This is a genomic window from Pseudoalteromonas sp. SG43-7, assembly GCF_014164295.1.
Taxonomy (GTDB): Bacteria; Pseudomonadota; Gammaproteobacteria; order Enterobacterales; family Alteromonadaceae; genus Pseudoalteromonas; species Pseudoalteromonas rhizosphaerae.
Genome location: NZ_JACJEY010000011.1, coordinates 19,234 through 45,269, shown reverse-complemented (window position 1 = coordinate 45,269; position 26,036 = coordinate 19,234). Strand labels below are relative to the sequence as shown.

18 protein-coding genes and 1 other RNA gene are annotated in these 26,036 nt (G+C 38.7%); 16 read left to right on the top strand and 3 right to left on the bottom strand.

All coding sequences use genetic code 11. The annotated features are described in order from the left end of the window. Nucleotides 1–35 precede the first annotated feature (35 nt). The gene (locus H5200_RS06955) at nucleotides 36–914 is read right to left on the bottom strand and encodes an OmpA family protein (protein WP_145237165.1); all 879 of its coding nucleotides are present in this window, start codon (nucleotides 912–914) and stop codon (nucleotides 36–38) included. Nucleotides 915–1,131: 217 nt separating this feature from the next. Between H5200_RS06955 and rnt the strand changes: the two genes are divergently transcribed. Continuing rightward, nucleotides 1,132–1,827, top strand: a complete 696-nt coding sequence (gene rnt / locus H5200_RS06950) for a ribonuclease T (protein ID WP_182761212.1) — start codon at nucleotides 1,132–1,134, stop codon at nucleotides 1,825–1,827. Here rnt and H5200_RS06945 read toward each other — a convergent pair. Beyond that, the gene (locus tag H5200_RS06945; protein ID WP_182761211.1) at nucleotides 1,811–3,436 is read right to left on the bottom strand and encodes a DUF342 domain-containing protein; all 1,626 of its coding nucleotides are present in this window, start codon (nucleotides 3,434–3,436) and stop codon (nucleotides 1,811–1,813) included. The two genes, rnt and H5200_RS06945, sit on opposite strands and share 17 nt — an antisense overlap. 305 nt (nucleotides 3,437–3,741) lie before the next feature. Here H5200_RS06945 and ssrA point away from each other — a divergent pair. The 15 genes from ssrA to H5200_RS06870 all read left to right on the top strand — a co-directional run bounded on the left by ssrA (nucleotide 3,742) and on the right by H5200_RS06870 (nucleotide 24,745). Beyond that, nucleotides 3,742–4,098, top strand: a transfer-messenger RNA (tmRNA) gene (ssrA, locus tag H5200_RS06940). A gap of 219 nt (nucleotides 4,099–4,317) precedes the next feature. After that, nucleotides 4,318–5,511 (top strand): integrase domain-containing protein, encoded by a 1,194-nt coding sequence (locus H5200_RS06935; RefSeq protein WP_182758919.1) that lies wholly within the window; start codon nucleotides 4,318–4,320, stop codon nucleotides 5,509–5,511. A 392-nt stretch (nucleotides 5,512–5,903) separates the two neighbouring features. Continuing rightward, entirely contained in the window at nucleotides 5,904–6,116 is a 213-nt protein-coding gene (locus H5200_RS06930) for an AlpA family transcriptional regulator (protein WP_182758918.1), read from the top strand. Then, nucleotides 6,109–7,140: a replication initiation factor domain-containing protein gene (locus tag H5200_RS06925; RefSeq protein WP_182758917.1), complete on the top strand. Its 1,032-nt coding sequence runs from the start codon at nucleotides 6,109–6,111 to the stop codon at nucleotides 7,138–7,140. Before H5200_RS06930 ends, H5200_RS06925 begins: the two co-directional genes overlap by 8 nt. Before the next feature lie 528 nt (nucleotides 7,141–7,668). Beyond that, complete coding sequence (locus H5200_RS06920; RefSeq protein WP_259399185.1) at nucleotides 7,669–8,616, top strand: restriction endonuclease; 948 nt, start codon at nucleotides 7,669–7,671, stop codon at nucleotides 8,614–8,616. A 3-nt stretch (nucleotides 8,617–8,619) separates the two neighbouring features. Continuing rightward, nucleotides 8,620–11,514, top strand: a complete 2,895-nt coding sequence (locus tag H5200_RS06915) for an N-6 DNA methylase (RefSeq protein WP_182758916.1) — start codon at nucleotides 8,620–8,622, stop codon at nucleotides 11,512–11,514. After that, complete coding sequence (locus H5200_RS06910; RefSeq protein WP_182761210.1) at nucleotides 11,511–13,958, top strand: class I SAM-dependent DNA methyltransferase; 2,448 nt, start codon at nucleotides 11,511–11,513, stop codon at nucleotides 13,956–13,958. The genes H5200_RS06915 and H5200_RS06910 overlap by 4 nt, the downstream gene beginning before the upstream one ends. 286 nt (nucleotides 13,959–14,244) lie before the next feature. Continuing rightward, the gene (locus tag H5200_RS06905; RefSeq protein WP_182761209.1) at nucleotides 14,245–15,288 is read left to right on the top strand and encodes an Abi family protein; all 1,044 of its coding nucleotides are present in this window, start codon (nucleotides 14,245–14,247) and stop codon (nucleotides 15,286–15,288) included. After that, nucleotides 15,281–15,481, top strand: a complete 201-nt coding sequence (locus tag H5200_RS06900) for a hypothetical protein (RefSeq protein ID WP_182758913.1) — start codon at nucleotides 15,281–15,283, stop codon at nucleotides 15,479–15,481. The genes H5200_RS06905 and H5200_RS06900 overlap by 8 nt, the downstream gene beginning before the upstream one ends. Beyond that, complete coding sequence (locus tag H5200_RS06895; protein WP_182758912.1) at nucleotides 15,474–16,808, top strand: restriction endonuclease subunit S; 1,335 nt, start codon at nucleotides 15,474–15,476, stop codon at nucleotides 16,806–16,808. The genes H5200_RS06900 and H5200_RS06895 overlap by 8 nt, the downstream gene beginning before the upstream one ends. Further along, nucleotides 16,801–17,808: a virulence RhuM family protein gene (locus tag H5200_RS06890; protein ID WP_182758911.1), complete on the top strand. Its 1,008-nt coding sequence runs from the start codon at nucleotides 16,801–16,803 to the stop codon at nucleotides 17,806–17,808. The genes H5200_RS06895 and H5200_RS06890 overlap by 8 nt, the downstream gene beginning before the upstream one ends. A gap of 52 nt (nucleotides 17,809–17,860) precedes the next feature. Next, the gene (locus H5200_RS06885; RefSeq protein ID WP_182758910.1) at nucleotides 17,861–18,748 is read left to right on the top strand and encodes a DUF4145 domain-containing protein; all 888 of its coding nucleotides are present in this window, start codon (nucleotides 17,861–17,863) and stop codon (nucleotides 18,746–18,748) included. An 18-nt stretch (nucleotides 18,749–18,766) separates the two neighbouring features. After that, nucleotides 18,767–22,039, top strand: a complete 3,273-nt coding sequence (locus H5200_RS06880) for a type I restriction endonuclease subunit R (RefSeq protein WP_182758909.1) — start codon at nucleotides 18,767–18,769, stop codon at nucleotides 22,037–22,039. 16 nt (nucleotides 22,040–22,055) lie between these two features. Beyond that, nucleotides 22,056–23,366 carry a hypothetical protein gene (locus H5200_RS06875; protein WP_182758908.1) on the top strand — a complete coding sequence of 437 codons (1,311 nt, stop codon included), beginning with the start codon at nucleotides 22,056–22,058 and terminating at the stop codon, nucleotides 23,364–23,366. 266 nt (nucleotides 23,367–23,632) lie between these two features. Beyond that, nucleotides 23,633–24,745, top strand: coding sequence for a hypothetical protein (locus H5200_RS06870; protein WP_182758907.1), 1,113 nt, complete (start codon nucleotides 23,633–23,635; stop codon nucleotides 24,743–24,745). A gap of 137 nt (nucleotides 24,746–24,882) precedes the next feature. Here the strand turns inward: H5200_RS06870 and H5200_RS06865 are convergent, their stop codons facing one another. Further along, on the bottom strand, nucleotides 24,883–25,707 hold the full coding sequence (locus tag H5200_RS06865) for a hypothetical protein (RefSeq protein WP_182758906.1): 825 nt from the start codon (nucleotides 25,705–25,707) through the stop codon (nucleotides 24,883–24,885). Between the last annotated feature and the right edge of the window lie 329 nt (nucleotides 25,708–26,036).

Sequence of the window (26,036 nt, the reverse complement as noted above, 5' to 3'; positions counted from 1 at the left end):
GTCGTCATGTAGCTAAAAGGCATTACTTCTTTTAGCTACATTTTCTCAATTTGTATCACTAAGCGGCGGTTTTTATCGCGGCCCAAAATATTATCGTTAGTCGCTACGTGACGTTTTTCACCAAAGCCTTGCGTTTCAACTTTAGTTTCATCAATTCCTAGGCTCACCATATATTCTTTGATCGCTTGAGCTCGTTTTTTAGACAGCTCTAAGTTGTTCCAACGACCACCGTAGCTATCTGTGTATGAGTCAATCGAAATAGCCGCAATCGTCGTATCGTACTTTAAATACTCAGCAATTTTATCTAAACGTTGTTTTGATGATTTAGTAAGTTTACTGGTATTTGGTTGATAATTCATAATCGTGAAGGAAATATCTTCAAAGCTGTATGGCAGTAATTCATCGCGGCATTGTAAAAATGCCCAATAGGCTTGTTTAAAATTAATGTTCGATAAGCCAACGGCAATTTTATCGGCACTATTTTGCCAGTCTTGGTAATAAAAAGTAGGTTGGTAGCCTTTTTCAAGCTCGGTCAACATTTCCCATGCCGTTTTGTTACCCAGTTCGCCGTCAAATTTTCGTAGTAATTTCATGTCAGCAATATCACGTGCTGGTAAACCTGCTCGCCAGATTGGCGGGACTGCTTTTAAACCAGCAATACTGTAATTGTCAGGACGGACAACCATATCCAAGTTAAATAGCAGGTCTTTATTTTTGCTCGCGGTAGCGCTGAAAATAGCTTCGCCATAATATGGAACTTCATGATTTAATTGGCATTGTAAGCGAGTTGTTTTTACAACTTCCCATTGTGAGTTATCTGCCGTGGCTGTGTACTGGCGCATTGCAGCGCTGGCCGTATCTGAAAGGCATGCAGTTGCAATGCTTAGACTGATAAACAGCATTGAAAGCTTCATTACGGGATCTCCAACAATTTATTACGCCAATATCTTGGCAAAAGCTGCATTTACAGAGGCTAACAGTCATCAAAGTGTCGTTAGCTAGCTCTAGTTCTAGTTAAGTAAAGCAAGTTATATGCCTAAATGTAAGTGTTAATTTAATCTGTAAAGCGCTAGCCTAGCCACTATGATTTTTGACATAATAGCCAGCTTACTCTGGCAAACCAAGAATACTATGGCAAATACTGAACAAACTCTTTTCGCAAAACGCTTTCGTGGCTTTTTCCCGGTGGTTATTGATGTTGAAACTGCAGGCTTTAATAAAGTAACCGATGCACTGTTAGAAATTGCGGTGTCAGTATTAAAAATGGATGATGAAGGCCTACTCAGTATTGATCATACTGTGCATTTTCATGTTGAGCCATTTGAAGGCGCAAACATTGAACAAGCCGCTATTGATTTTAATGGTATTGATCCTTTCTCGCCATTACGTGGCGCAGTATCTGAAGAGGAAGCGATCAAAGAAATTTGTAAAGTGGTACGTAAAGCTCAAAAAGCAGCGGGGTGTCAGCGTTCTGTGGTTGTTGCTCATAATGCGGCGTTCGACCATGGTTTTTTAAATGCAGCAATAGAACGTAATAATATTAAGCGTACGCCATTTCATCCGTTTGTTAGTTTTGACACAACCTCATTAGCGGGTTTGGCACTTGGTCAAACGGTACTTGCTAAAGCATGTCGTGCAGCTGGCATTGAATTTGACAACAAACAGGCTCATTCAGCATTATATGACACCGAACGTACGGCAGAGCTATATTGTTTGATAGTTAATCGTTGGCAACAGCTGGGTGGCTGGCCTTTAGCTGAAGAAGTGCCAGAAGATGCAGAGCAAGCTGGTGACAACGAAGACTCAGCCGTTAAAACGACTGAGTAATTTTACCTTCGCTCATTTTAACTAAGTGGGGCGGATAAATACGCGAAAATTGTTTTGAATCTTTTGCGATTTTTAGCTCCACACCGGGATGCATTAACTCATTAATTTTTAAACGGCTAGTAGCTAAAAGCTGAGCTATTTTTTGTTTTACTAAATGTTTTTTACGTTTGGTGTTGGCAATACGAATATTAATTTGTTGCTCGCTGGCACTAATTTTTTCTAAAAATAATTGTCGTTTTGCTGGTGCTGGAATTTTAACTGCTTTTTTACGTGCTTGCTTTAATGCTGCGGATTTAGTGGCTAACAGTTTTTCAAAATCGGCAATTTGCAATTGTTTTTGTCTCAAGTCATGCCAATACTGCGCGATGAAAACTCGCGTTTTTGTGCCCGATGGGGCACCTAGCTCTCCGGTTTCAATTCGCATGGCATCTAAAATATTGCCGCCAATAATTTTACCGCGCGGATTATTTGCTTTACCAACGCGGATCAACCGCCGAGCACTCAAGTCACAATGTAATGCTTGTCGTTCAATAAAGAGATCGTGTTCGCTATGAATATGGCAATACTGGGCATAGCCAATTGAAATAGTCCGAGCGGCTTTAATTTTGCAAGTAAACGCTTCGTCATTTTCACGCTTACGACCAATTGCACCAAGCATAATTGTGACCGCACTGGCACTTTCGATCTGGCCTGATTCAACAAATCCCAATACCGTGATATCACCACTGGCACGCACGTGCATACCATCTTTTATATCGCCACTGATAATTACGCTGCCGTCAAAATCAACATGACCGGTGCCAATATCAACATTATCAAAACACAACACGTCATCAACGCGCATACCACGAGGGAGGGCGACAGGCACACCTTTACAATCTGCAATCAGTACATTGGGATTAGTTGGATCGAGTTTAGTGCCTTCAAATGGTTGCAATGGTAGATCTTTACCTGGTATGGCGGGCAGCACATCACCAAATACCGTATAACCATCTTCCCCAGGAGTTGCAGCAACACGCTGCATTAGAGGAGTGCCCGGTTTTACAGTGATGATCGCGCCTAAATTGCGCATATCGACCTTACCACCTTCTTTTGCTTGTGGACTCAATACACGATCTTGTGCTGTAGCGCACAAACGTACAAATTTAGCGTCGCTGCCTTCTTTTGGTCTACGACCATGAGCAACAATCGCTCTATAGGAAACACCCGCAGGCTTGTCAAATTGCTGACCTAAAAAATTGTCCAGTGCACGAGTGCTAATGCCATGTAATACGCCAGCATTAACGAGTGCTTCGCGAGCCTTGTCAATCGACATTAAGGCCCCACCTTTAGCCGTGGTTAATGTGGCTTCAGCGACCATATTTTTTTCATCAACTTGAATGAATATCGACGCATCGAGTGCACGAGCAACAATTAAAGAATCATCCTGATAGTTTTTGCTCGGTGAGAATAACTTACCAATATTTGCACTGACTATAGCAAAATCAGCAAACGGAGACTGTTCGATTAACTCAATAAGTTGCGAACTTGTCACTGGGAAACCGCTATTTTTAGGGTGCTCAAGCAGTGACACAAAACCCGTTACAGGGTTATGTATAAACAACGACATTTATTAATTTCCTATGTAATATGCCTGTTTTTATTATTTTGGATGTAGATGTTTTTTATTTATATGCCGCTCGGCTAAAACCCATAGTCAGGCATTTTCAAAGTAGCAGACCATTTGAACATAACTTTCAAATATTGTTAAGTAAATGTTACTGCTTTGCTTGTTCTAGGAGAGAATAGTAACATTTTGTTGCGTGTTTAATCCGCAACTACATAGCAATATAAAATAAAGCATAAAAGGGCCTTGAGTATCAGCGCGTTACTCGGTTATACTGGCTGCACGCTCTGAATGAGTTTACTAATTCAGGGGCTGATTAGGATTCGACGGAATTCAAGAAGCCCAAGGTGCATGTCGAGGTGCGGTTTGCCTCGTTAAAAAGCCGCAACTTAAAGTAATCGCAAACGACGATAACTACTCTCTAGCAGCTTAGGCTAGCTAGCGCTCCTTCCATGTATTCTTGTGGACTGGATTTTGGAGTGTCACCCTAACACCTGATCGCGACGGAAACCCTGGCCGGGGTTGAAGCGCTAAAACTAAGCGGCCTCGCCTTTACTTACCGTGTTTGTCCGGGACTTAAAGGTTAATTAAATGACAATACTAAACATGTAGTACCGACGGTCGAGGCTTTTCGGACGGGGGTTCAAATCCCCCCAGCTCCACCAATATAGTGTTCGGCAAGTGCCGAATACGTTCAAAAAGCCCTTAACTTTTAATGAGTTAAGGGCTTTTTTGTTTCTAAATGGTTCGAAGATGTATGGTACTATTCGGAACACTAAGTACCATTGCAAGTACCATAAACCGCTGAGAATAAACTTGTGGTACCAAAAAGCATTTTTACTATAAATTTCAGTTGATTGTAGCTAAGTTTAAGAAGGTAACTAATGGCAAAATTGATCAAACCTCTCAGCGACACCCAATTAAAGCGCGCAAAGGCAAAAGATAAAGATTATGAACTTGCAGATGGCAACGGTCTTTATTTAAGAATACGCGTCTCAGGTAATAAATCTTGGATATTCCGTTACTATCGCCCCTACACTAAAAAGCGTAATAATATGGTTTTGGGTGCATATCCTACAATCACACTTCAAGAAGCTAGAGTATTAAGAGAGCAAGCACGTGCGCTCCTTGCAAAAAGCATTGATCCGAAAGAGCAGGCCGAGCAAGAAAAAACCGATGTACTTAACGAAACTCAAAATACATTTAAATATGTTTCTGAGCAATGGTTTGATGTAAAGCGTGCATCAGTCAGTGAAGGATATGCTGAAGATATTTGGCGTTCGTTTGAAAATCACTTATTTCCACAATTAGCAAACAGACCGATTAATACATTAACAGCGCCCATGGTGATAGCTGTAATGAAACCGCTTGCATCAAAAGGTGTGCTTGAGCAAATTAGGCGATTAAGTCAACGAGTAAATGAAGTCATGACTTATGCTGTTAACGTGGGCTTGATCCAATCAAACCCGTTGGCAGGTATTCGCAGTGCATTTCAATCACCAAAACGAACTCACATGAGTACGATTGAGCCAGAAAGGTTGCCTGAATTAATGACAATGCTGAATCGTGCGAGCATAAAATACACGACTCGATGTTTGATTGAGTGGCAGTTACACACAATGTGCCGACCAATGGAAGCCGCAGCGGCTAAATGGTCTGAAGTCAACTTTGATGACGGGTTATGGATAATTCCTGCCGAGCGGATGAAAATGAGGAAGGAGCACAAAGTACCTTTGACTAAACAAACGCTTCATTTACTGGAATTAATGAAACCAGTTAGTGGCCACAGAGAGTATATTTTTCCTGCTGATAGAAATCCTCGAAGTCATACAAATGCGCAAACAGCTAATGCGGCAATAAAAAGGATGGGGCTTGAAGGTGCGCTGGTGGCCCATGGTATGCGTGCGCTTGCTAGCACCATTTTAAATGAGCAAGGGTTTGATCCAGACTTAATAGAAACTGCTTTAGCACACATAGAAAAAAACGAAGTCAGACGCGCTTATAACCGTGCACAGTATATCGACCGCAGACGAGAAATGATGGACTGGTGGAGCGAACACATAGCAAAAGCGAGTTAATAGTTAGCTCAGATGGAAAAAATCTGAGCGAGTAAAACCCTTTAAATCATGCCATATAATCAAGGCTACCTTTTGACAAAAAAGAGGCCTTGAACATCCTACTTATACCTCATTATTATCAATAGTAATTGTTTAGCCTACGTTTAAATAAATCTCCATGTAAATCCACGGTTTGTATGAGTTACTCCATTTCTTATTATTAGTTATTTAAAATCAATTGCTTGCTGTTATGTTTTTATGCCAAAGAAGTCGTTTTTCGATTTGTTCAATTTAAAAAAGTCTGAGCCTAGCAGCTAGGCTCGATTCTCAGACTTTTAATTTTTCTATTTAATAGCTCTCGAACTGATGCGATCACACTCGATCGAATCGAAATTAAAAATAGAGAAATTTACATGAATAAAGATCACTGTGAACAGCAAACACTTAGTATTGACCGTTTTGTTAGAGAAAAAGAATGCCAGCATATTACAGGGCTATCACGTACATCACGTTATGAGATGGAGCAGGCGGGTACGTTTCCAAAGCGAATTCAATTAAATAAAAGAACGACAGCATGGCGATTATCCGACATTTTAAACTGGATGGAGGCATGCATTAATGGATAATAAGATCATAAAAGGGGCATTAACACCGACAATTAATTCCAATAAAGTAAGTAAAAACAATATGCTTACAGTGTCTTATAAAGAGTCATTAACAAAGACAGATGGTCTTTTTTTAGTAAACAATAATATTAAAACACGAATTGATTATGTAACTATTAATTTAGTACTTGTTTGTAAGGACCAATTTGATGAGGTTATGCAAAAGCTCAAAGACTGGCTAAAGTCACTATTGATTAAAATCAGTCAGTTTAAGCCTAAGTTAAAACACTTTGATGATGGGCAATTACTTCACAGTTTTGATGTGGTTAAACAAAGTTGCGGTGCAATTAAATGGCCTAACAATAAAACAAGTATTCGATTAGAGCTAACAGGTTTTGCATGTGAGTTAATCAATTTAGATGACCGCTATTTTTTTCCGCTATTACAACTCGAGCAATTTGCTAAGTTGGACATTAGGCGAATTGATTTAGCGCTCGATGATTTAAGCGGTAAATACAACATACGTCATGTTCAAAAGTCGTTTAGTAAAGGTGACTACTCGCCTAAGTCCGGTACTGCGCCGACTCGACGGGATCTCAAATCAAACGAGGGGAGAACAATTTACATAGGGGCCAATAGCTCTCATAAAAAGATGGTTATTTATGAAAAGGGTAAGCAACTCAAACTACCTGTAAATGAGCCTTTTTACAAAGATTGGACGCGTCACGAATTACGTTTACAAGGTAAGCGGGCTCAACCGATACCGCTTGATATTTTTACATCACCAGACAGCTATTTTGTTGCAGCATACCCAAAGGCATATAGCCGCATGCTCAAGAGTGTTGAGCCAAGAGCGATTGTTCGAGAAGTAAAAGCACGTTGTAAAGTAACGCTTGATAAGCGGCTTTCACACTTACGTAACCAGTATGGGCCTACAATTATTCTTGCAAATCAAACAATGACAGAGACGGAAATTATAAGCTCCGTTGCACGATGTAGTAAAAGTAATCAACCATCGTTACCAATTGCACTACTTCAAAAATAAAAGACAGTTTTTTAGCCGTTTTTTCTGCTGATAAATGTTAGATCCTCGTTAGATTGGCGCTTTGTTCATGCCTGTTAGAGCCCTTGTGTATAAAGGGCTCAGAGGTGATTTATGACAATCTTATAGATAGAGTTTGCCATTTTTGTATATTTAAGGTGTTTTAAGGGGCAAATTTCAGCTCGTATAAGACCATTATTCATAGGATTTGGTACGCTAAAACTAGTAATTCCACTTCGCGTTTAAAATGAATCCGTTTGGCGTGTTTATTCACTCTGTAGGTTTAACTATTTGAATACTATTATTTTAAATTATTCATAGAGTGAATAATTAGCTAATTAAAATGACAAAGTTTTTGTCATTTGGCAAAGTTTGTCATAACGACAAATGTGGTTAAATCATCGAAATAGTCGCTGGCACGCAAAGATGAGACTAAAAGAGGGGAGGAAGTTGACTCATTTACCGCAAACAATTGCCCTACATAAGTAAATTACATAACATGCAGTTGTTTAGTTTTTGAGGGATCCAGCAATGCTGGCAAAAGGAAATATGACAGTACCTAACTATCAAGCGTTTATGCAGCCTTTACTACAGGTGCTTAAATTGCATTACCCACAATCATTAAAGCTTAGTGAAATTGATAGCCAAGTTTATTCATTGTTACAATTAACAGTGCAAGAGTTAAAACAACGTATCCCCAGTGGTAAACAAACCTATGCCTATCATCGTTTAGGCTGGGCTAAAACTTATTTAGTACAAGCGGGTTTAATTGAGCAACCGAAAAGAGCCTTTTGTAAGATCACTCAAAAAGGGCTAGTGGCTATCGAGTCTGGTGAGCCAATCAATAATCAATACTTAAGTAAGTTTGCAGCTTTTATTGATTTTAAAACACGTTCTAAAGACGAAAGTGAACCTGCACAAGCAAATTCCACCAGCATAGTAAGCAATAACTCAGACAAAACCCCAGAAGAACTGATTGAAGCCGCGATAGATACCCTCAATACCAATTTAACTGACGAAATACTAAAAGCGATATTAGCAGCATCCCCCGTATTTTTTGAAAACTTAGTTGTCGATTTAATGCTAGCTATGGGTTATGGCGGTTCGCGCAAAGATGCAGGGCAAGCCACGCAATACACGCAAGATGGTGGTATTGATGGGGTGATCAAAGAAGATAAGCTCGGCCTCGAAATGATATACTTGCAAGCCAAACGCTACACCAATAAAACAGTTGGTCGCCCAGATATACAAGCCTTTGCGGGTGCGCTTGATATGCACCGCGCTAAAAAGGGCGTATTCATCACCACCAGCAGTTTTAGTAAAGATGCCCTCGAATACGTAAGCATGATAGAAAAACGAATAGTGCTGGTGGATGGCGCACAACTAACCGAACTCATGCTTACTCATAATTTAGGTGTAAGCACTAAACACATATTTGAAGTAAAAGCGCTTGATAGCGATTACTTTATGGAAGATTAGTTTATGGAAAAAAATGGAAGATCAAATGCAATTGCTGCAAAACTTTGGTCAGTAACTGATTTGCTTCGCTCAGGAGGTTTTAAACAATCTCAATACGGTAGTGTTATTCTTCCCTTTACACTATTGAGGCGATTAGATTGCTTATTGGAAAGCACTAAATTAGAGGTTCTTTCTGAATATAAAGAAGCAAAGTTTGAATGTGCCGAAGATGATTTTCTCTTTCAAATAACGGGACTAAGCTTTTATAACACTTCTGAAATGAATTTAAATCAACTCAGTTACGAGAATAGAGTTAATGATTTAGAGTTTTACATTCAATCATTCAGTAAAAATGTTTTAGATATATTTAAGTCTTTCGACTTTTTTAATACTATACAAAAACTTAATTTAAGTAATCAACTTATTGATGTATCTGAGCGTTTCGCAAGTATAGATTTAGGTCTGGATGAAGTTAGCAATCAGGTAATGGGAGTTGTTTTTTCTGAACTTAGTCACCGTTCTCTAGAAAGCTCTTTAGAGGGGGCAAATGAACGATTAACTCCACAGGATATAGTTAAACTAACTACATCTCTGTTGTTCTCAGGAGAGGAAGATCAACTATCCTCAAGTAAGTTAATAAGGAGCTTATATGATCCTACAGTCGGCTCTGGGAGCTTTTTATCTGCTGCTATTGAACATACAAACTCAATAAATCCGCATCAGTTACTATCTACTTATGGGCAAGATGTCTCCTCCGAATCTTGTGCCATCGCAAAAGCTCGTATATTACTTAGCGGTCAAGAGCCCAATAATATAAAGTTAGGAAATACACTCACACATGATCAGTTTAGCAGTGCTAATTTTGACTATATAATATCTAACCCTCCCTTTGGTTTATCGTGGCAACCTTTTAAAGGCTCAATTGAGATTGAGAACAAATCTTTAAATAGTACAAATAGGTTTAAAGCCGGGCTACCTAGAGGTAGTGACTCAACACTGTTGTTCATAATGCATGTCATTAGTAAACTCAGACCTAAAGCTGATGGCGGTGGTAGAGCATGTGTTGTGGTCAATAGTTCTTGTTTATTTACAGGTGATGCAAATAGCGGTGATAGTGCAATCAGGCGAGCTATATTAGATGACGATTTATTAGAAGCAATCATCGCATTACCTGAAAATATGTTTTTTAATACATCCGTTCAGCCTTATATTTTAGTCTTGACCAACAAGAAAGCGATTAATCGAAAAAATAAAGTCCAATTGATTGATGGTAGTGTGATGGGTTTAAACTCAAGAAAAAGAGTAGGTATGAAAAATACCTATTTAGACACAAAGTCTATCACGGACTTACTAGAAAAATACGACTCTTTTAAAGGTGGAGAAAACTGCAAAGTTCTAAGTAATGACGACTTCTGTTACAGGCAAGTTAAGGTAGGGCTGAGTAGTCGCAAGTTTGAATATGAAAGAGTTCCTTTAAACACTGAAATTGATACTTATTTACTGTCAACCCTAGATGATATCCATGAAGGCTATGAAATAGATAGAAGTTATATTGATTCAAAAGACGGTCAAATGGGAAAGCTGGGCGTAGAATTCTCATTTGATTTGTTGAGTAGTGACATAAGTATTCAAGGAAGAGAGTTTAGATATTTTTTTCAAGAAACTGATGCAGATGATATAGGTTGGGATATTGCAATTTCTAAAAGATGGCATCAAGTTGTATTTAATGACTATGGCGCATCTATCTCAATTGATAAAAGCAAATACAATTTTTTCAAATTTAATGTCAATTTTGATATTGATTATCTCAAACTTTTTTTTCAAAGCGAAAAATGGAAACTGTGGTTAGTAACATATAGAACAAATGGAGTTGCGAGCTCTCCTCAAAAGTATTCTACTTTAAGAAAAGTTATCAACTTCCCAGATTTAAAAGAACAGCAAGAAATAGCTTTAATTTTGAATGAAAGTTCAAAATGGAGAAAAAAATTAATTACTTTAGAGCAAGACTTATGGAGAGAAGAAAAGAGTGATTATCGTTTTGAACGTTACAGATTACCTGTTGATAAGGGATTACATTCAAGAGTTTTAGATGTCGCACCTTATCCGCTTGCTAATATAATGCATCATTATGGGAGTATCAGTGAGTCGGATTATAAAGCCCGATATGAGTTACTACTGAAGTTATTTGAATGCTTAGCTATTTTTTCAAATTCATTAGCTTTAGGCTTTATAGAAAAAGAGCTTAACCAAGATGCGGTCCTGAGTATCTTGAAAACACAAAAACGCTATCTTAAAAACGCAACGTTTGGTAATTGGAATAATTTACTAAAGCTCTTAAAAACAAAAGCTGAAAACTTACCTCAAGAAAGCTTACTGATAAATATCATATTCAGTGAAAAACTTGCGAAGCTGTTTGATGACGCTGTTATTATTAGAAATGAAACATCGGGTCATGGTAGTTACCCAACAAAATCTGCCGCAAGAGATACCTTTAAGTTAGTGGATAATCTCTATCTCGATTTTTTAGATATGTTTTATGATGTGTTCAACGATTACTGTTTAGTTCGTCCAATTTCAGGTGTTTGGGATGGAAATGATCATGCATATGAATTAGAAGAGTATAGTGGCTTGGGCTGCTATCCTTTTGGATTGAAAACACTATCATCAAAAACGCCATTCGTTAATGAAGAGCTCTATTTTGTTTCATCACAAAATAATGAGGATAAATTAAAGGTTTTTCCCTTTGTACGACTTATTGATCTTGAGGAAGACTCAGGGCTGGAGGCGTTTTATTTTTATAGTAAAGTACAAGAAAATGATGCTAGTAATACTTATGATTTCCTATTTATTTCACACCAGCAAGTACATAAACAAAAACAATTACACTCAGCTAACTGCATAGAGGCTATCTACTCATGAATACTACTTCAAATAACCAAGCTGCTTTTATCTGGTCAGTCGCCGATCTCCTGCGTGGTGATTTTAAACAGTCTCAGTATGGCCGTGTTATTTTACCTTTTACTTTATTACGCCGCCTTGAATGTGTACTTGAACCAACTAAAAATGCAGTAGTCGCTGAATTTGAACGTATTAAACCATTAAACTTGGCTGAAGAAGTTCAAGAAAAGTTTTTATTAAAAGCAACTAAAACGCCAGATGATGACAAAGGCTTAACCTTTTTTAATACCTCGCCTATGGATTTAGGCAAAATGGGGCAAGGTGATATTAAAGCCAACCTTGAACGTTATATTCAATGCTTTTCAGCCGATGCCCGCGAGATATTTGAACATTTTAAGTTTGATGAGTTTATAGGGCTATTAGATGACGCCAATTTACTTTTTAAAGTAGTTAAAAAATTCGCAACGACCGACTTAAGCCCGCAAGCTATATCTAATCACGATATGGGTTTAGTGTTTGAAGAGCTAATACGTCGCTTTGCTGAAAGCTCTAACGAGACTGCAGGGGAGCACTTTACCCCGCGCGATATCGTGCGTTTAACTACCTCACTGGTGTTTATGGAAGACGACGACGCCCTAACCAAAGAAGGTATTATTCGTACCATTTACGACCCAACAGCGGGTACTGGCGGCTTTTTATCATCAGGCATGGAGTACGTACATGAGCTTAACCCTAATGCGGTTATGCGCGCATTTGGCCAAGAGCTCAACCCTGAGTCTTACGCTATTTGTAAAGCCGATATGCTTATTAAAGGGCAAGACGTAAGCCGCATCAAACTAGGTAATACCTTATCGAATGATCAGCTAGCAGTAGATAAGTTTGATTACATGCTGTCTAACCCGCCATTCGGGGTAGATTGGAAAAAGATTGAAGGCGATATTAAAGACGAGCATACAATTAAGGGCTTCGGTGGTCGCTTTGGCGCAGGCTTACCAAGAGTGTCTGACGGTTCGCTATTATTTTTAATGCACCTTATTAGTAAAATGCGCGATGCCTCAGACAACGGCGGGCGTATCGGTATTATTCTAAATGGCTCACCTTTATTTACGGGCGGCGCAGGCAGTGGCGAAAGTGAGATTCGTCGCTATATTTTAGAGTCCGATTTACTTGAGGCAATTATAGCCTTACCTACTGATATGTTTTACAACACAGGTATTGCTACCTATGTATGGGTGTTGTCGAATAAAAAGTCGCAGCAGCAAAGCGCTGAGCGTAAAAATAAGGTTCAGTTAATTAATGGCGCTAACTTATGCGGTAAAATGCGTAAATCTCTTGGCTCTAAACGTAATATAATGAGCGAAGACGACATTAAAGTTATCACTCGCAGCTTTGGTAACTTTGAACAAGTAGAAACAAAAACACTTGAAGAGCTAGGCTTAGCCAAACCAACCGAAGCTAAAAGTAGCCGAGGTCGCCAAGCGGCTAACCCTAAAGCCGATGTAGCAAAGACCTTTGCCAGTAAAATATTTAATACCTATGAGTTTGGTTATCGCCGTATCACCATAGAGCGCCCATTAAGATTGTCAGCTCAAGTATCTGATAAAGCCATTGCATCACTTCGCTTTGCACCTAAACCTTACAGTGGTGCTATGATGGCGCTGTATGAAAAGTTTGGCACACAGTGGTCTACAGACAATTCAGGTGGTAGCTCGGGTGATAATCAATACGGCGATTTGAGCGCAGTTGAAATTGAAGCCAGAGCCATTATTAAAGCCGACTTCCCTGAGCTGAAAGAAAAGCAAATTAAAGATGTATTAGAGCCTAAACTTTGGTTATTCCAAAAATCACTCATGGAAAAAGCGAAGCAACTACAAACGCAATTAGGTGACGATGCTGGTGGTAAGCAGCTGCAATCAGACGACTTTAACCAGTTTGATATAACCTACACACAAGCGCTTAAAGCCTTAGATATTAAGCTCGAAACCAAAGAGAAAAAACAGCTGCTTGATGCCATTACCTTTAAAAACCCAGCGGCAGAATGCGTGGTTGATAAATTATTTAAAGGTTCAGCAGACCCACTACACGGCGCATTTCAATACCAAGGAAATGTAACAAAGTGGCAAGGTAAAGTAGTGACTTTCAAGCAAGATGGCGACCTACGCGATAACGAAAACGTCTCACTCAAAGAAGCTTATGCTGAGGGTGCACAGCAACCGAATATGACGACCAAAGAGATGGTTGAAAACTACTTTAACCGCGAAGTAGCCCCGCACGTAAGCGATGCATGGATTAACGCCACCAAGTGTGATGATAAAGACGGTGAGCTAGGTATCGTGGGTTACGAAATACCGTTTAACCGCCATTTTTATGAGTACCAGCCACCACGTAACTTAGCTGAGATTGATGCAGAGCTAGATGCTGTGAGTAGTGACATAATGAAATTGTTGCAAGAGGTGCATTCGTAATGAAGTATTGTGATCTTAAGTCATCTAATATAGTGACTTTGCAGCTAAGACTAACCTCATGGTGGATTAAAACCCAACAAATAACTATTATTAATTTACTATTGTTATTGACCTTATCGTCATTAAAAACTAATATAATACGTAATATACCCGCCAAGCCTATGTGCTTTGATTTATCAAAATTCATGCTGAAATTGTGCGGGTTTTCTTTTTTCTACGCCTTAATAACTTCCTCCCATTTAAAACATACATGCCATCTAGTAAAAAGTTTTGATAGGGAATTGATGTGATCCCATTTTTTAAACCCTCGATTAGCCTTGATGAGCAAATAGCGTTACTCCAGCAACGTGGGCTAAGTATAAAAGAGCCTGAACGAGCTAAACATTATTTAGAGGTTATTAGCTTTTTTAGACTATCAGCCTATATGCGGCCTTTTCAAAAGTTACACGATGAAGAGCACCCATTTAATGAAGGCAGTGAGTTTAAACAAGTGGTTGCTTTGTATGCTTTTGACCGAGAGCTTAGGCTGTTAATTATGGATGCGGTTGAGCGCATTGAAGTTGCTACCCGCTCCATGTTTAATAATGTTATGGGCCCAAAGTATCAAAAAGATGATGAGCCTTATAGTGGCTCTCACTGGTACATTGACCGCAATCACTTTAATCGCAATTATGATCATAATCGATTAATTAAATCATTAAGTGATAAGCAGGACAAAGAGCGTGGCATTTTGGCAAGAGAGACCGCAAAAATTAATAATTCGCCGCAACATACCCCCGAAAAAAAAGCGGAACTAATTAATCTAAAGCAACGTGAAAACTATTGCCGATACTATGTGAGCCATTATAACGAGCCTAATTTACAACCATGTTGGGCTGTAATTGAAGAGCTAACGCTGGGTGAGCTTTCTCATTTATATAAAGGGTTAGTTAAAGACTCCGACAGAAAAGCTATCGCAAAGCGCTTTAATGTTCCTCAGGATAAATTTGCGAGTTGGTTACATACTCTTACCTTTATCAGAAATTGTTGCGCGCATCATGCTCGCTTGTGGAATAGGGAGTTACCTATTGCACCTAAGCTACTAAGAGACGCAGAATGGCAGCTACCCACAGCGTTACCTAATAGCCATATACAGCCTGCAAAACGCTTATATTCAGTTTTATTATTGCTGGCACACCTAATGAAAGAAGTAAGTCCCGATAGTCAATGGACAGACAAGCTTGTTCAATTAATAGTTAAGCACCCAGAAGTACCCGTTAGAAATATGGGGTTTCCTGAAAATTGGGCAACGCATCCATTTTGGGCTTTGAAGGATGATGAGAATGCATAAAAACAAACACCTAAAATCACAGCAAACAGCAGAATATAAGCAATGGCTTACTGAGCTTAAACATAAAGTGGCATTAAGCCAGCAAAAAGCCGTTGTTAAAGTGAATGCCGAGCTTTTAGCCCTGTGCGGGCAATTGGGCAACAACTTGTTGCCCAATTGGTTTAAATCTCAACTTGGAGGTTCGCATGAATGAGTTAAAAGCTGGAAAATATCAGGCATATCCTGAGTATAAGGATTCTGGGGTTGAATGGATCAGAGATATTCCGTCAGGGTGGGAATTAAAGCCAACTTTTGCTCTTTTTGATCAGACAGCGCATAAAAACTTAGACGGCGTAGAAACTAATGTTTTATCACTTAGCTACGGCCGAATAGTTAAACGTGATGTAGAGAAAAACTTTGGATTATTACCAGAATCATTTAATACATATCAAATAGTTAATTCAGGGGATATTATTCTACGATTAACTGATCTTCAAAATGACAAGCGAAGCCTTCGTGTAGGTCTGGCTAAGCAAAATGGGATTATCACATCTGCATATTTAAAACTTGCAACAAAGTCGGAATTGAACTCGCGCTTTGTTTACAGGTTACTTCATTCATATGACACGACAAAAGTATTTTATGGCATGGGTGGAGGCCTACGCCAGTCTATGAAATTTGAAGACTTTAGAAGACTACCAATACTCGTACCTGCACTTGAAGAACAAATCCAAATCGCCAACTTCCTCGATCACGAAACGGCTAAAATCGATACCTTGATCGAAAAGCAGCAGCAACTGATTAAGCTATTAAAAGAAAAGCGCCAAGCGGTGATAAGCCATGCAGTGACTAAAGGCCTTAACCCACAAGCCCCAATGAAAGATTCGGGTGTCGAGTGGTTAGGTGAGGTGCCAGCTCATTGGATTGCTTCAACTTTAAAACATTATAGCGAGGTTATTGACTGTAAGCATATAACTGCAGAGTTTTTTGATGATGGCATCCCTTTAGCGAGTATTAGTGAAGTTAAAAAATGGTTTGTAGATTTATCAACAGCAAAGTATACGAGTGAAAAGTATTATAATGAACTTATTGGTGGAGGCCGAGAACCCAAGGTTGGAGATATCATTTATAGTCGAAATGCAACTGTTGGCGAAGCCGCTATTGTAAGCGAAGGGCTTCCCCCATTTGCAATGGGGCAGGATGTTTGTTTGATCAGACTATCTAACGGGTTACTTCCTTTGTTTGCTATGTATGTTCTTCATTCCGGTGTAATAAGTCAGCAATTAGAACTAGCAATGGTTGGTTCTACATTCAAAAGAATAAATGTTGATAATATTAGAAACTTCGCATTCGTAATACCACCATTATCTGAACAAGATCTAATAGTCAGTGAATTAGAAGCGCTAACTTCGAAATATGATGTGCTTATTAACAATTCAACTAATGCTATTGAATTGATGCAAGAACGCCGCACGGCCTTAATCTCTGCTGCAGTTACAGGCAAAATAGACGTGCGTAATTGGGAGCATCCAAATGATTAATAATGTTACGCCGCCGCTTGGTCAGTTTATTTTATTTGAAACAGATGAAGGCCAAACCAAGGTTGAATGTCGTTTTGAGGCCGAGACGTTATGGCTGACTCAAGCTGATTTATGCCTGTTGTATGGCAAGTCAAAAGCGACCATCAGCGAGCACATTACTAATATATTTAACGAACAGGAATTGGCTGAAAATTCAGTTGTTCGGTTATTCCGAATAACTGCCGAGGACGGCAAAAACTATAATACTAGGCACTATAATTTGCCGTTAATTATTGCAGTAGGTTACCGCGTGCGCTCTAAGCAAGGCACTAAATTTCGCCAGTGGGCAACAGGAACATTACAAGAGTACCTAACCAAAGGTTTTGTAATGGATGACGAGCGCCTTAAAAACCCTGATAACATGCAGTACTTTGATGAGCTGTTAAACCGCATACGCGACATACGTTCATCAGAGAAAATTTTCTGGCGTAAGGTGTGCGATATATACGCCACCAGCATAGATTACGATGGCAAAGCACAAACCAGTGTCGACTTTTTTGCGAAAGTGCAAAATAAAATGCATTGGGCTGCACATGGTAATACCGCAGCAGAGCTCGTGTTTAAACGAATTGATGCCGACAAACCTCATTTAGGCTTAACCAGCTTTGCAGGCACAGAACCAACCCGCAAAGAGGTGGTTACAGGCAAAAACTATTTAGACGAGAAAGAACTCGATACTTTAAATAGATTGGTTAATTCCTACTTAGAATTTGCAGAGCTGCAAGCCCGTAACGGTAAACTAATGAAAATGGCAGACTGGGCAAGCAAGCTTGATGACTTTTTGCGCTTAAGTGACTATGAAGTGCTTAACCATGCTGGCAATATTTCACAGGCACAAGCGACAGAAAAAGCAAAACAAGAATACGATAAGTACCGTAGAGTTATTGATGCTCAGCCATCAAAGGTTGATTTAGACTTAGCCAATGCACTCAAACAGCTGCAGGGTAAACCTGAAAAGTAATTTAAATAAATTTTGCACATAAAGTAAAAAATAACAAAGGGATAGAAAAGTAATGGATATAGAATTATGGAAAAGGATTTCAGGCTTTATTGACTTAGATAGTTACCCTGAGCTGCCTTGTCCTCATTGTAATCAGTATTCACTAAAGTTAAGCAAAGAAAGTGTTCAATCTCGGCCTGTTAATAAAGAACACCTACTTATTACCAGTCGAAAATACCGATTTGAAAAAGAGAGAAAACAGGCTTTAATCGATAAAAGTCGCGAAGTAAGTAACAAAAGTGAAGGTCTTCTTATCCCATTGCTTCTAACTTTTACAAACGCTTATGCCGAGGCTGTTGAGCCTACAAATGGTAATACTTTTATATTTAACAGTTTTTTTGAGTGTGCGAACTGTCAACAGAATATAAGTGCTTCAGGAATGTTATTGGAGCATCAAACTGGCATGAGTCAGTCATCATCAAAGGCTAGACAAATAAAAGTTGAGCATTTTTCTCCATCTATTTTTATATTTCCGATCTCAGAAAATGTTCCCAAACATATAGCTGAAGAGTTACTAGATGCATTTAAACACTTTCATTTTGATCCTCCATCGTCAGCCTCTAAATTAAGACGGGCAATTGAAAACTTTTGTAAGGATATGCAGGTTGAGGGTAATAACCTTGGGCGAATGATCAAAAGTTTGGAGAAAACCCATCCTGAAGAGGCTAAATACCTTGATGCCTTGCGACAGATTGGTAACGAGGGGACGCATGGCTCTGATGTAGCTGAGCTCGATTTGCTATACGCTTTTCAAGTTTTCCAGTTTGTTTTAGAGCTTTATGATCGAAATGCTCGCTATAACGAACTCACTCATGTGTATGACAAGTTGGCTAAAAAATATGAGAAAAAGAAGCAGCCACAGCAGCTCCCCAAGCTTGAACAATTAGATAATACTAAATAACAAAATAAGAATAAAATCATGAATGATGTAACTCAAGAACGTATTTTTCAAGATGACATAATTAGCCAAATGGTTGCAAATGGCTGGGTTGAAGGCAAAGGTGTTGGCTATAACTGCGAAACCGCTTTGTATGAACAAGATGCACTGGCCTTTGTTAAAAACACCCAACCAAAAGAGTGGCAAAAACTGTGCAAGGTATTCCCTAATGACCCTGAACGCCACTTTTTAGAAGCGCTGGTGGCACAGCTTAAAAAAGCAGATATAAACGCCACAGATAAAGCCTCACGCACATATGGTGTATTAGGTGTGTTACGCCATGGTTTAAAAATTCGTAATGCGCGTTTTGAACTGTGCCAATTTAAACCAGAGCATAACTTAAACCCAGAAACCTTAGCGCGTTACGAGCAAAACACTTGTCGTATAGTGCAAGAGTTAGTGTATAGCCCGTATGCCAATGCAGAGCACTTAGCTGCAACAGGTAGCAAAGCCAAGAGCTGGCGCATAGATTTGGTGTTATTTGTAAACGGCTTACCTGTATCAACTCTTGAGCTTAAATCAGAATTTAAACAAGCGGTTGAAAATGCGATTAAGCAATACAAACAAACTCGCTTACCTAAAGACCCCGCAACTAAAAAGCCAGAACCACTGCTGACCTTTAAGCGCGGTGCATTAGTTCACTTTGCCGTAAGCCAGTATGAAGTGTATATGACCACTAAGCTTGCGGGTGACGACACTTTGTTTTTACCCTTTAACAAAGGCACAAGCGAAGGTGGTGCAGGTAATGATATACCTGAAGACACTAACCGTTATGCAACCGATTACTTGTGGAATGAAGTATTAGTGCCTAAAAACCTGCTTAACATTTTAGGTAGCTTTGTACACTTGCAAATAGAAGAGTTTGAAAATTGGGAAGGGCTAAAAGATAAAAAAGAAACGCTTATTTTCCCGCGCTATCACCAGTGGGATGTAGTAAGTAAGCTTATTGAGGCTGCAATTGAAGAGGGCACAGGCAACAAGTATTTAGTGCAACACAGTGCAGGCTCAGGTAAATCAAACTCTATTGCTTGGACAGCCCACCAGCTTTCTACCTTGTATGACGAGCAAGGTAATAAACAGTTTCATTCAGTGATTGTTGTAACAGACCGAACGGTACTTGATGATCAGCTGCAAGATACTATTTATCAGTTTGAGCATGCAGATGGTGTAGTGGGGCGAATTAACAATAAAGAAGGTGATGGTTCGAAATCAGAAAAGCTTGCTAGTGCACTTGAAAACGCTCAGCCTATTATTATAGTAACCATTCAAACCTTCCCGTTTGTATTGCGTGCTATAGAGAACAGCACCAGCTTAAAAGAGCGCAGCTATGCGGTTATTGCCGATGAAGCTCATTCATCACAAAGTGGCTCTACTGCTCGACAGTTAAAAGAAGTGCTGATGACTGAAGAGATTGACGATGATGTTGAGTTATCGTCAGAGGATATACTCGATGCTACCGTTGCAGCCCGCCGAGGTAGTGCAAACCTTAACTACTATGCGTTTACTGCCACACCTAAAGCAAAAACAATAGAGCTGTTTGGTCGATTACCTAACCCAGAACTACCTCCATCAAAACAAAATAAGCCAGTGGCGTATCACATATATTCAATGCGCCAAGCAATAGAGGAAGGCTTTATATTAGATGTGCTTAAAAATTACACTAACTATAAGGTGATGTACCAACTTGCTCAAAAAATAGCAGCGGCAGATGAAGAGGTTGATAGTAAAAAGGCAACCGTAAAGCTTAATCAATGGGTGCGCTTACACGACCATAATATATCGCAAAAAGTTAAAGTGATTATTGAACACTTTAAAGATAACGTAATGGGTTTATTAGGCGGACAAGCTAAAGCCATGGTAGTCACTGGCTCACGTAAAGAGGCTGTACGTTATAAGCTTGCATTTGATAAGTATGTAGCAGAAGCGCTTGCAGAGCAAAAAACAGGTTACTCGACAATACGCGCTATGGTGGCATTTTCAGGCGAAGTTGAATTTACCGAAAGTGACCCCGATAGCGCTGCATTTTTAGATAAAAAGTTTACTGAAAAAAATATGAACCCTGAGCTTAAAGGCCGCGATATGCGCAAAGCATTTGATAGTGACGATTACCAAGTAATGCTGGTGGCTAATAAGTTTCAAACAGGGTTCGACCAACCAAAGTTATGCGCTATGTATGTAGATAAAAAGCTAGGTGGTGTTGAGTGTGTGCAAACCCTGTCGCGATTAAACCGTACTTACCCAAGTAAAGCGCAAACAGGCACGTTTGTACTGGACTTTTTTAATGCCCCAGAAGACATACTAGAGGCATTTCAACCTTACTATCAAACTGCAGAGCTTGCTGATGTGACTGACCCGCAGATTGTTTTTGATTTATTTGAAAAACTGCGTGCTAGCGGCATATTTTTATGGACTGAGGTTGAGCAGTTTTGTGCGGCTTTTTTCACTAAAAATAAATCAAATGCGGCAATTAGCAATATTATTCACCCAGCTAAAGAGCGTTGGCAAAAGCGTTACGCCTCAGCAATTGAGGCGTATATAAAAGCCAAAGAAATGTTTGAGCGCACCAAAAAGACTGAAGACGCAGTGTTAATAGCTAACGCAGAAACAAGCTTTAAAGAGTGTAAACAAGAAAAAGACCGCCTAGAGATATTCAAAAAGGATTTAGGCAGCTTTACCCGCTTTTACGAGTTTATGTCGCAGCTGGTGGAGTACGACGACAAAGAGCTTGAAAAGCTAAGCTTATTCGCCCGCCATTTACGGCCACTGTTACGTGAAAAAGTAGTGACCGAAGATGAACTTGATTTAGACAACGTAGTAATGAGCCATTACCGCCTATCAAAAATACGCCAGCAGGATATTCAGTTAAAAGAAGGTGATCCTGATTACAAGCTAGAGCCAAGTAATGACGTGGGTAGTGCCAAAGCGAAAGATAAAAAAGAGGCGTTTTTATCGCAAATAATCGACAAGCTTAATGAGGTTTTTATTACTGATAACCTAACAGATAAAGACATGCTAAATTATGCCTTTACAGTGCGCGATAAACTAAGCGAAAACGCCTCTGTAATGAGCCAGATTGCAAACAACAGCCCAGATCAAGCCATGCTAGGTGATTTCCCTCAAGCAATGGACGACGCCATTTTAGGAAGCAGTGATGCCCACCAAGAACAAATGATGCAGCTGCTGTCAGATCCAGCAAGAAACCAACAATTTGCGCGAGTGATATTTGATATGTTGAGTGGGTTTAAAAAATCATAGGCTTTCAGGAGTTGAAATGGTACAGGATTTAATTAAAGGCTGGTTTAGTGATAATAAAGTGAAGATCACAAGCCCTGTTTTAGGCGCTTTTGTGGGGGCGTGGGTTTTATTCAATTGGAAATACTTTCTCTTATTATTTTGGGGAAAAGGAGACCTTGAAGTTAGGCTTTTAGCTTTCGAAGAGATAATTATACCTTCAAACTTAAGCGTATGGCTGTGGCCTTTGCTAGTGGCATTGATATACGCGTTTGGTTTACCGTATTTGAATGTTTTAAGCCATAAATTACTTAAAAGAGCGGAAGAATGGCGACACAGCGAGGTTGTTGGTATTGATATAATAAAGGCTAAGAAAAAAACGGAATTGAACGAAGTAATATACAAAGGAGATCCTGCCAACCCGTACTTAGGGAAAAAGTTAGAAGCCGAGTTAAAAGAGCTTGAAGCTAGAGCGGATACAAAAAGAGCTGAGGCTAACAGTAAAAAGGTTAAGCTGGAAGAGCTAGAAGCTCAGAAAAAGGCGTCTATAGCAGAACAAAAGAAATTAGAGTTAGAAGCTGAGCAGGAAGAATTAAAACTCAAAGATTTAAGAAGACGAGATGAAAGAGAAAAGCTGGCTCAAGAACGAGCAAAAGCCCATCACCACCAAGAGATATTAAACGCAAGGTTCCCGACCGCTTACGTTTTTCTTAAATATTTATCAGAATCTTTTATTGAAGATGAAGTAAATGCGCCTATAGATTTTATGATGGATTGTTTAGTGATTTGCTTCGGTTATAGAAATAGTGACGAGCTATTAGTAGATGATGATTTTTCATTATCTCAGTTACAGGAGCTTTCATGTGTTGCATATAGCAATTCAACAATTCTCAAAGCTCTTTCTGAGCTCATTAAAAAGTCAAGAATAAACGTAACAGCAGAAGAAGTTTTTGATCACTTGGTTCAAATGTTTGAAAATATGGATACTGTCAGATTTATGTCTGATGATTTGTTCAAAGATTTAGCAAGTGAGTTTGCAGGTGATTCAGATAATTATGATTTATTATTACATGAGGATTCTGTTACAGGGTCAATGGCAGAAACTAATGCTGAGTTTGAGTTTGTTGAAGATGTTCATGTTATTGGGGTTGAAGAAAGACAAGATGGAGAGGTATCTATTAAGATGGGCGCAACAGTTTCAGGTACAAGCAATGAGGATAAGATGTTTTCTGGTGATTCAATAGATGTAGTTTTTAGCCTAGCTTTTTATCCAACTATTGGTGGAAATGGGTATTCTCAACCAGAGATTGAAAATGTAAGCTCCTCTGTGAGCGATAGTTGGAGAGAGTAAATTCATATTATCTATAAATATTTCGAGTTCTTGGCAGAGTATAGAATTAAGTAGTTAAAAACTGGGCTTCCCATAGTTTGCTAAACACTAAGTACGCGGTATTGTAATTTCTGATAAAAAGTGCTTAATGGACAAAGGTAAGAGCTTTTTATTAATTTAAACTCAGTGCTGTTTAACAAACTACTGAGTAAGGGCATCAGCATAAGAGTTCCATTATTTTGATATTGGAAAGGAAAATATCGAAGCTTAGTTAGAAATAAACCGTATTGAATCAAATTTCCCGCTTCAAAATTGAGCGATTAATCGCAGAGATAGCCATGGCTTACAAACTAAAGTTAGAGGATTTAAATTACTATATCCCGAGACATGATGAGATAAGACCTCAGCAAACTTTATGGCTTGCAAATGAAGTTTACCAAAATTCAAATGTTCATTTGGTTACTGACATAACTGTAGATAGAGAGGTAACTTTATATATTGATGAGCGTTTTATTAAAAGTATGACATTTGTTGGTGGTGTCCTTGTTGATAATAGTTTTGTCTCAGCAATTGCAGGTTTCGTTAAACAGTTTAAATATAAATTCAGGCCAGAACTTGAGCCTGAGGAATGGTTGATTAAAGGAAGCGGTAATTGGATACATGATGATCAAGAATTTAAAGAAAGTAAAATGGAGGCATTAACAAGATGGATATTGTGGTCAAAGGCATTAGAAAAACATAAGCTAAATTTTGATTTCCATTCTGCTACAGTTTTAAATAAAAAGTATAATTTCAAGTCAAGGAATAAGCGAGATAAAAATATTGAAAAATTTGAGGTTCTGTTTGACTCTATTTTTTCATCATTAAAAGCTTACCATAATGCAAAAATAACAGTTATTACAGACAATATTGAAGGTGCACAAAAGTTAGCATTTTATAAGTCTATAGAAAAAGCTAAGTTACATTATGAAATCAATGGTCAAATCCTTAAAAAAGACGATTATGGAAGCTTTGACTCATGTCTTATGCAATTTGTTGATATGAACATATATCCAATGAGCCGTTTTCTCATGCCTCAGAATAACAATATTTTGATGGACTTTGAAAATTTCGCTATTGAACATGTAAACGGCACTATTCATAATACATTGAAGGAGAAAGGTAAGCTTTACGTTCATTATTTGGCTGCTAAATATAATATAATGAGTACGATGTTCCATGTGTTACGGCATTCAATAAGGAAAAATCAGTACTTTTCTCGTCAACAAGAAGCAGAATCATCTTGTCACTTATTATCTAATAGGGTTCATTTGAATTTTGGAGCGTTAGTTGATAGGGAAATTCATAGGTTCTGCAATAATCCTCAAAATGCTAAGTTCATGGATTTATCAAAACTTTAATTTTCCAAGGGTAAATATCATAGTGGCATAGTGGGTACGGCTTTATAGCCGTACCTTTTTCAACCAGAGCAACTTTCGTAATATTGGCAATTTAGCAAAGAGAGGCGGCATTAATACCAAAACCATACAAAGACTTGTTACCTCGACTCATAATACTCTTTTACCGCAGATGAGGTTTTTGGCGGCCAAACTTGGTTTGTCATGTAGCTATTGAAGTTAGAGATCCATTTCAAAACTGCTTCAGAGGTTTCGCTAAATGGCTGGTTTTGTGCCCTCAGTTTTGATGTGTTTTGTATGTGCTCGTTTAATTTATCTTTTATCATTTTTGCAGCACGCGCTTGGCTATGCTTTGAATTCATATAATTATTTTCGTATTCCCTTAAAACAAAAAACACAAGCTCTTTTTGTTTAAGAGCTTTGTTTTGACCACCTTGTCTGCCGCGTTCAATAGCTTGGGCATTTAAATATTTTAGCCCACCTATTTTTTCAAGTTGAATTTGTGTTTGCTCGCGAATCATAATTTCAATTCGTTTTGCTTTTATAGCCAATCCCAAGTTTGGAATTCCCAGCCCTCTTAGTAAATCACCCGCATAATCAAAAATGTCTAAGTTATTATGGTTAAGTTCATTTGCACCTAGCTTTGCGTCAGCCTCACGATACTCTTCTATAACTTGTAGTATGGTACTTTCTTCTTTTACAACGACTATTGAATCAGTTTCTACGTGCCCAAGATAAGTTGTTACAGCGTAATTAATGAATTCATCAACCATTTTATTAAAGACGTTCGTTGCTGCTGTTAGATTATCGAGTTGTTGTATTTCCTCTACTAAATAGTTTTCAAGTTCATCCCGCACTAAATTTGTAAAAAAGGCATCAGGATTTTCTATATCTAAAGGGTGAACGAGTTGACCATCAATATAAATACTCTCAATTTCATTTGCAGTTGGTTGATCACTTGCCATAAAAACACCTCATTATGAAAAAATACACGGCTTAAAATTGCTGTAAAAAGCATAAATATTGCTTTGAATAGGAACAGCATCTATAATCTTCGAACATACACGATAATATACAACTGCTGAAAGTATTATTTGTTATTTTTCATTTGGTTAAAGTGCTTCAGACGGCGGTTCATATCCCTTTCCGACAGCGAATTGGTAGTACCACAGCCAGTACCATATTATGAAATTTAAAATATCGTTATCTCTTTAATAACATAGGGTTATTTGGTTGATTGGGCTTCCCCCAGCTCCACCAATATCGGTTTTTAAATTCGTTGATTTAAAAACCC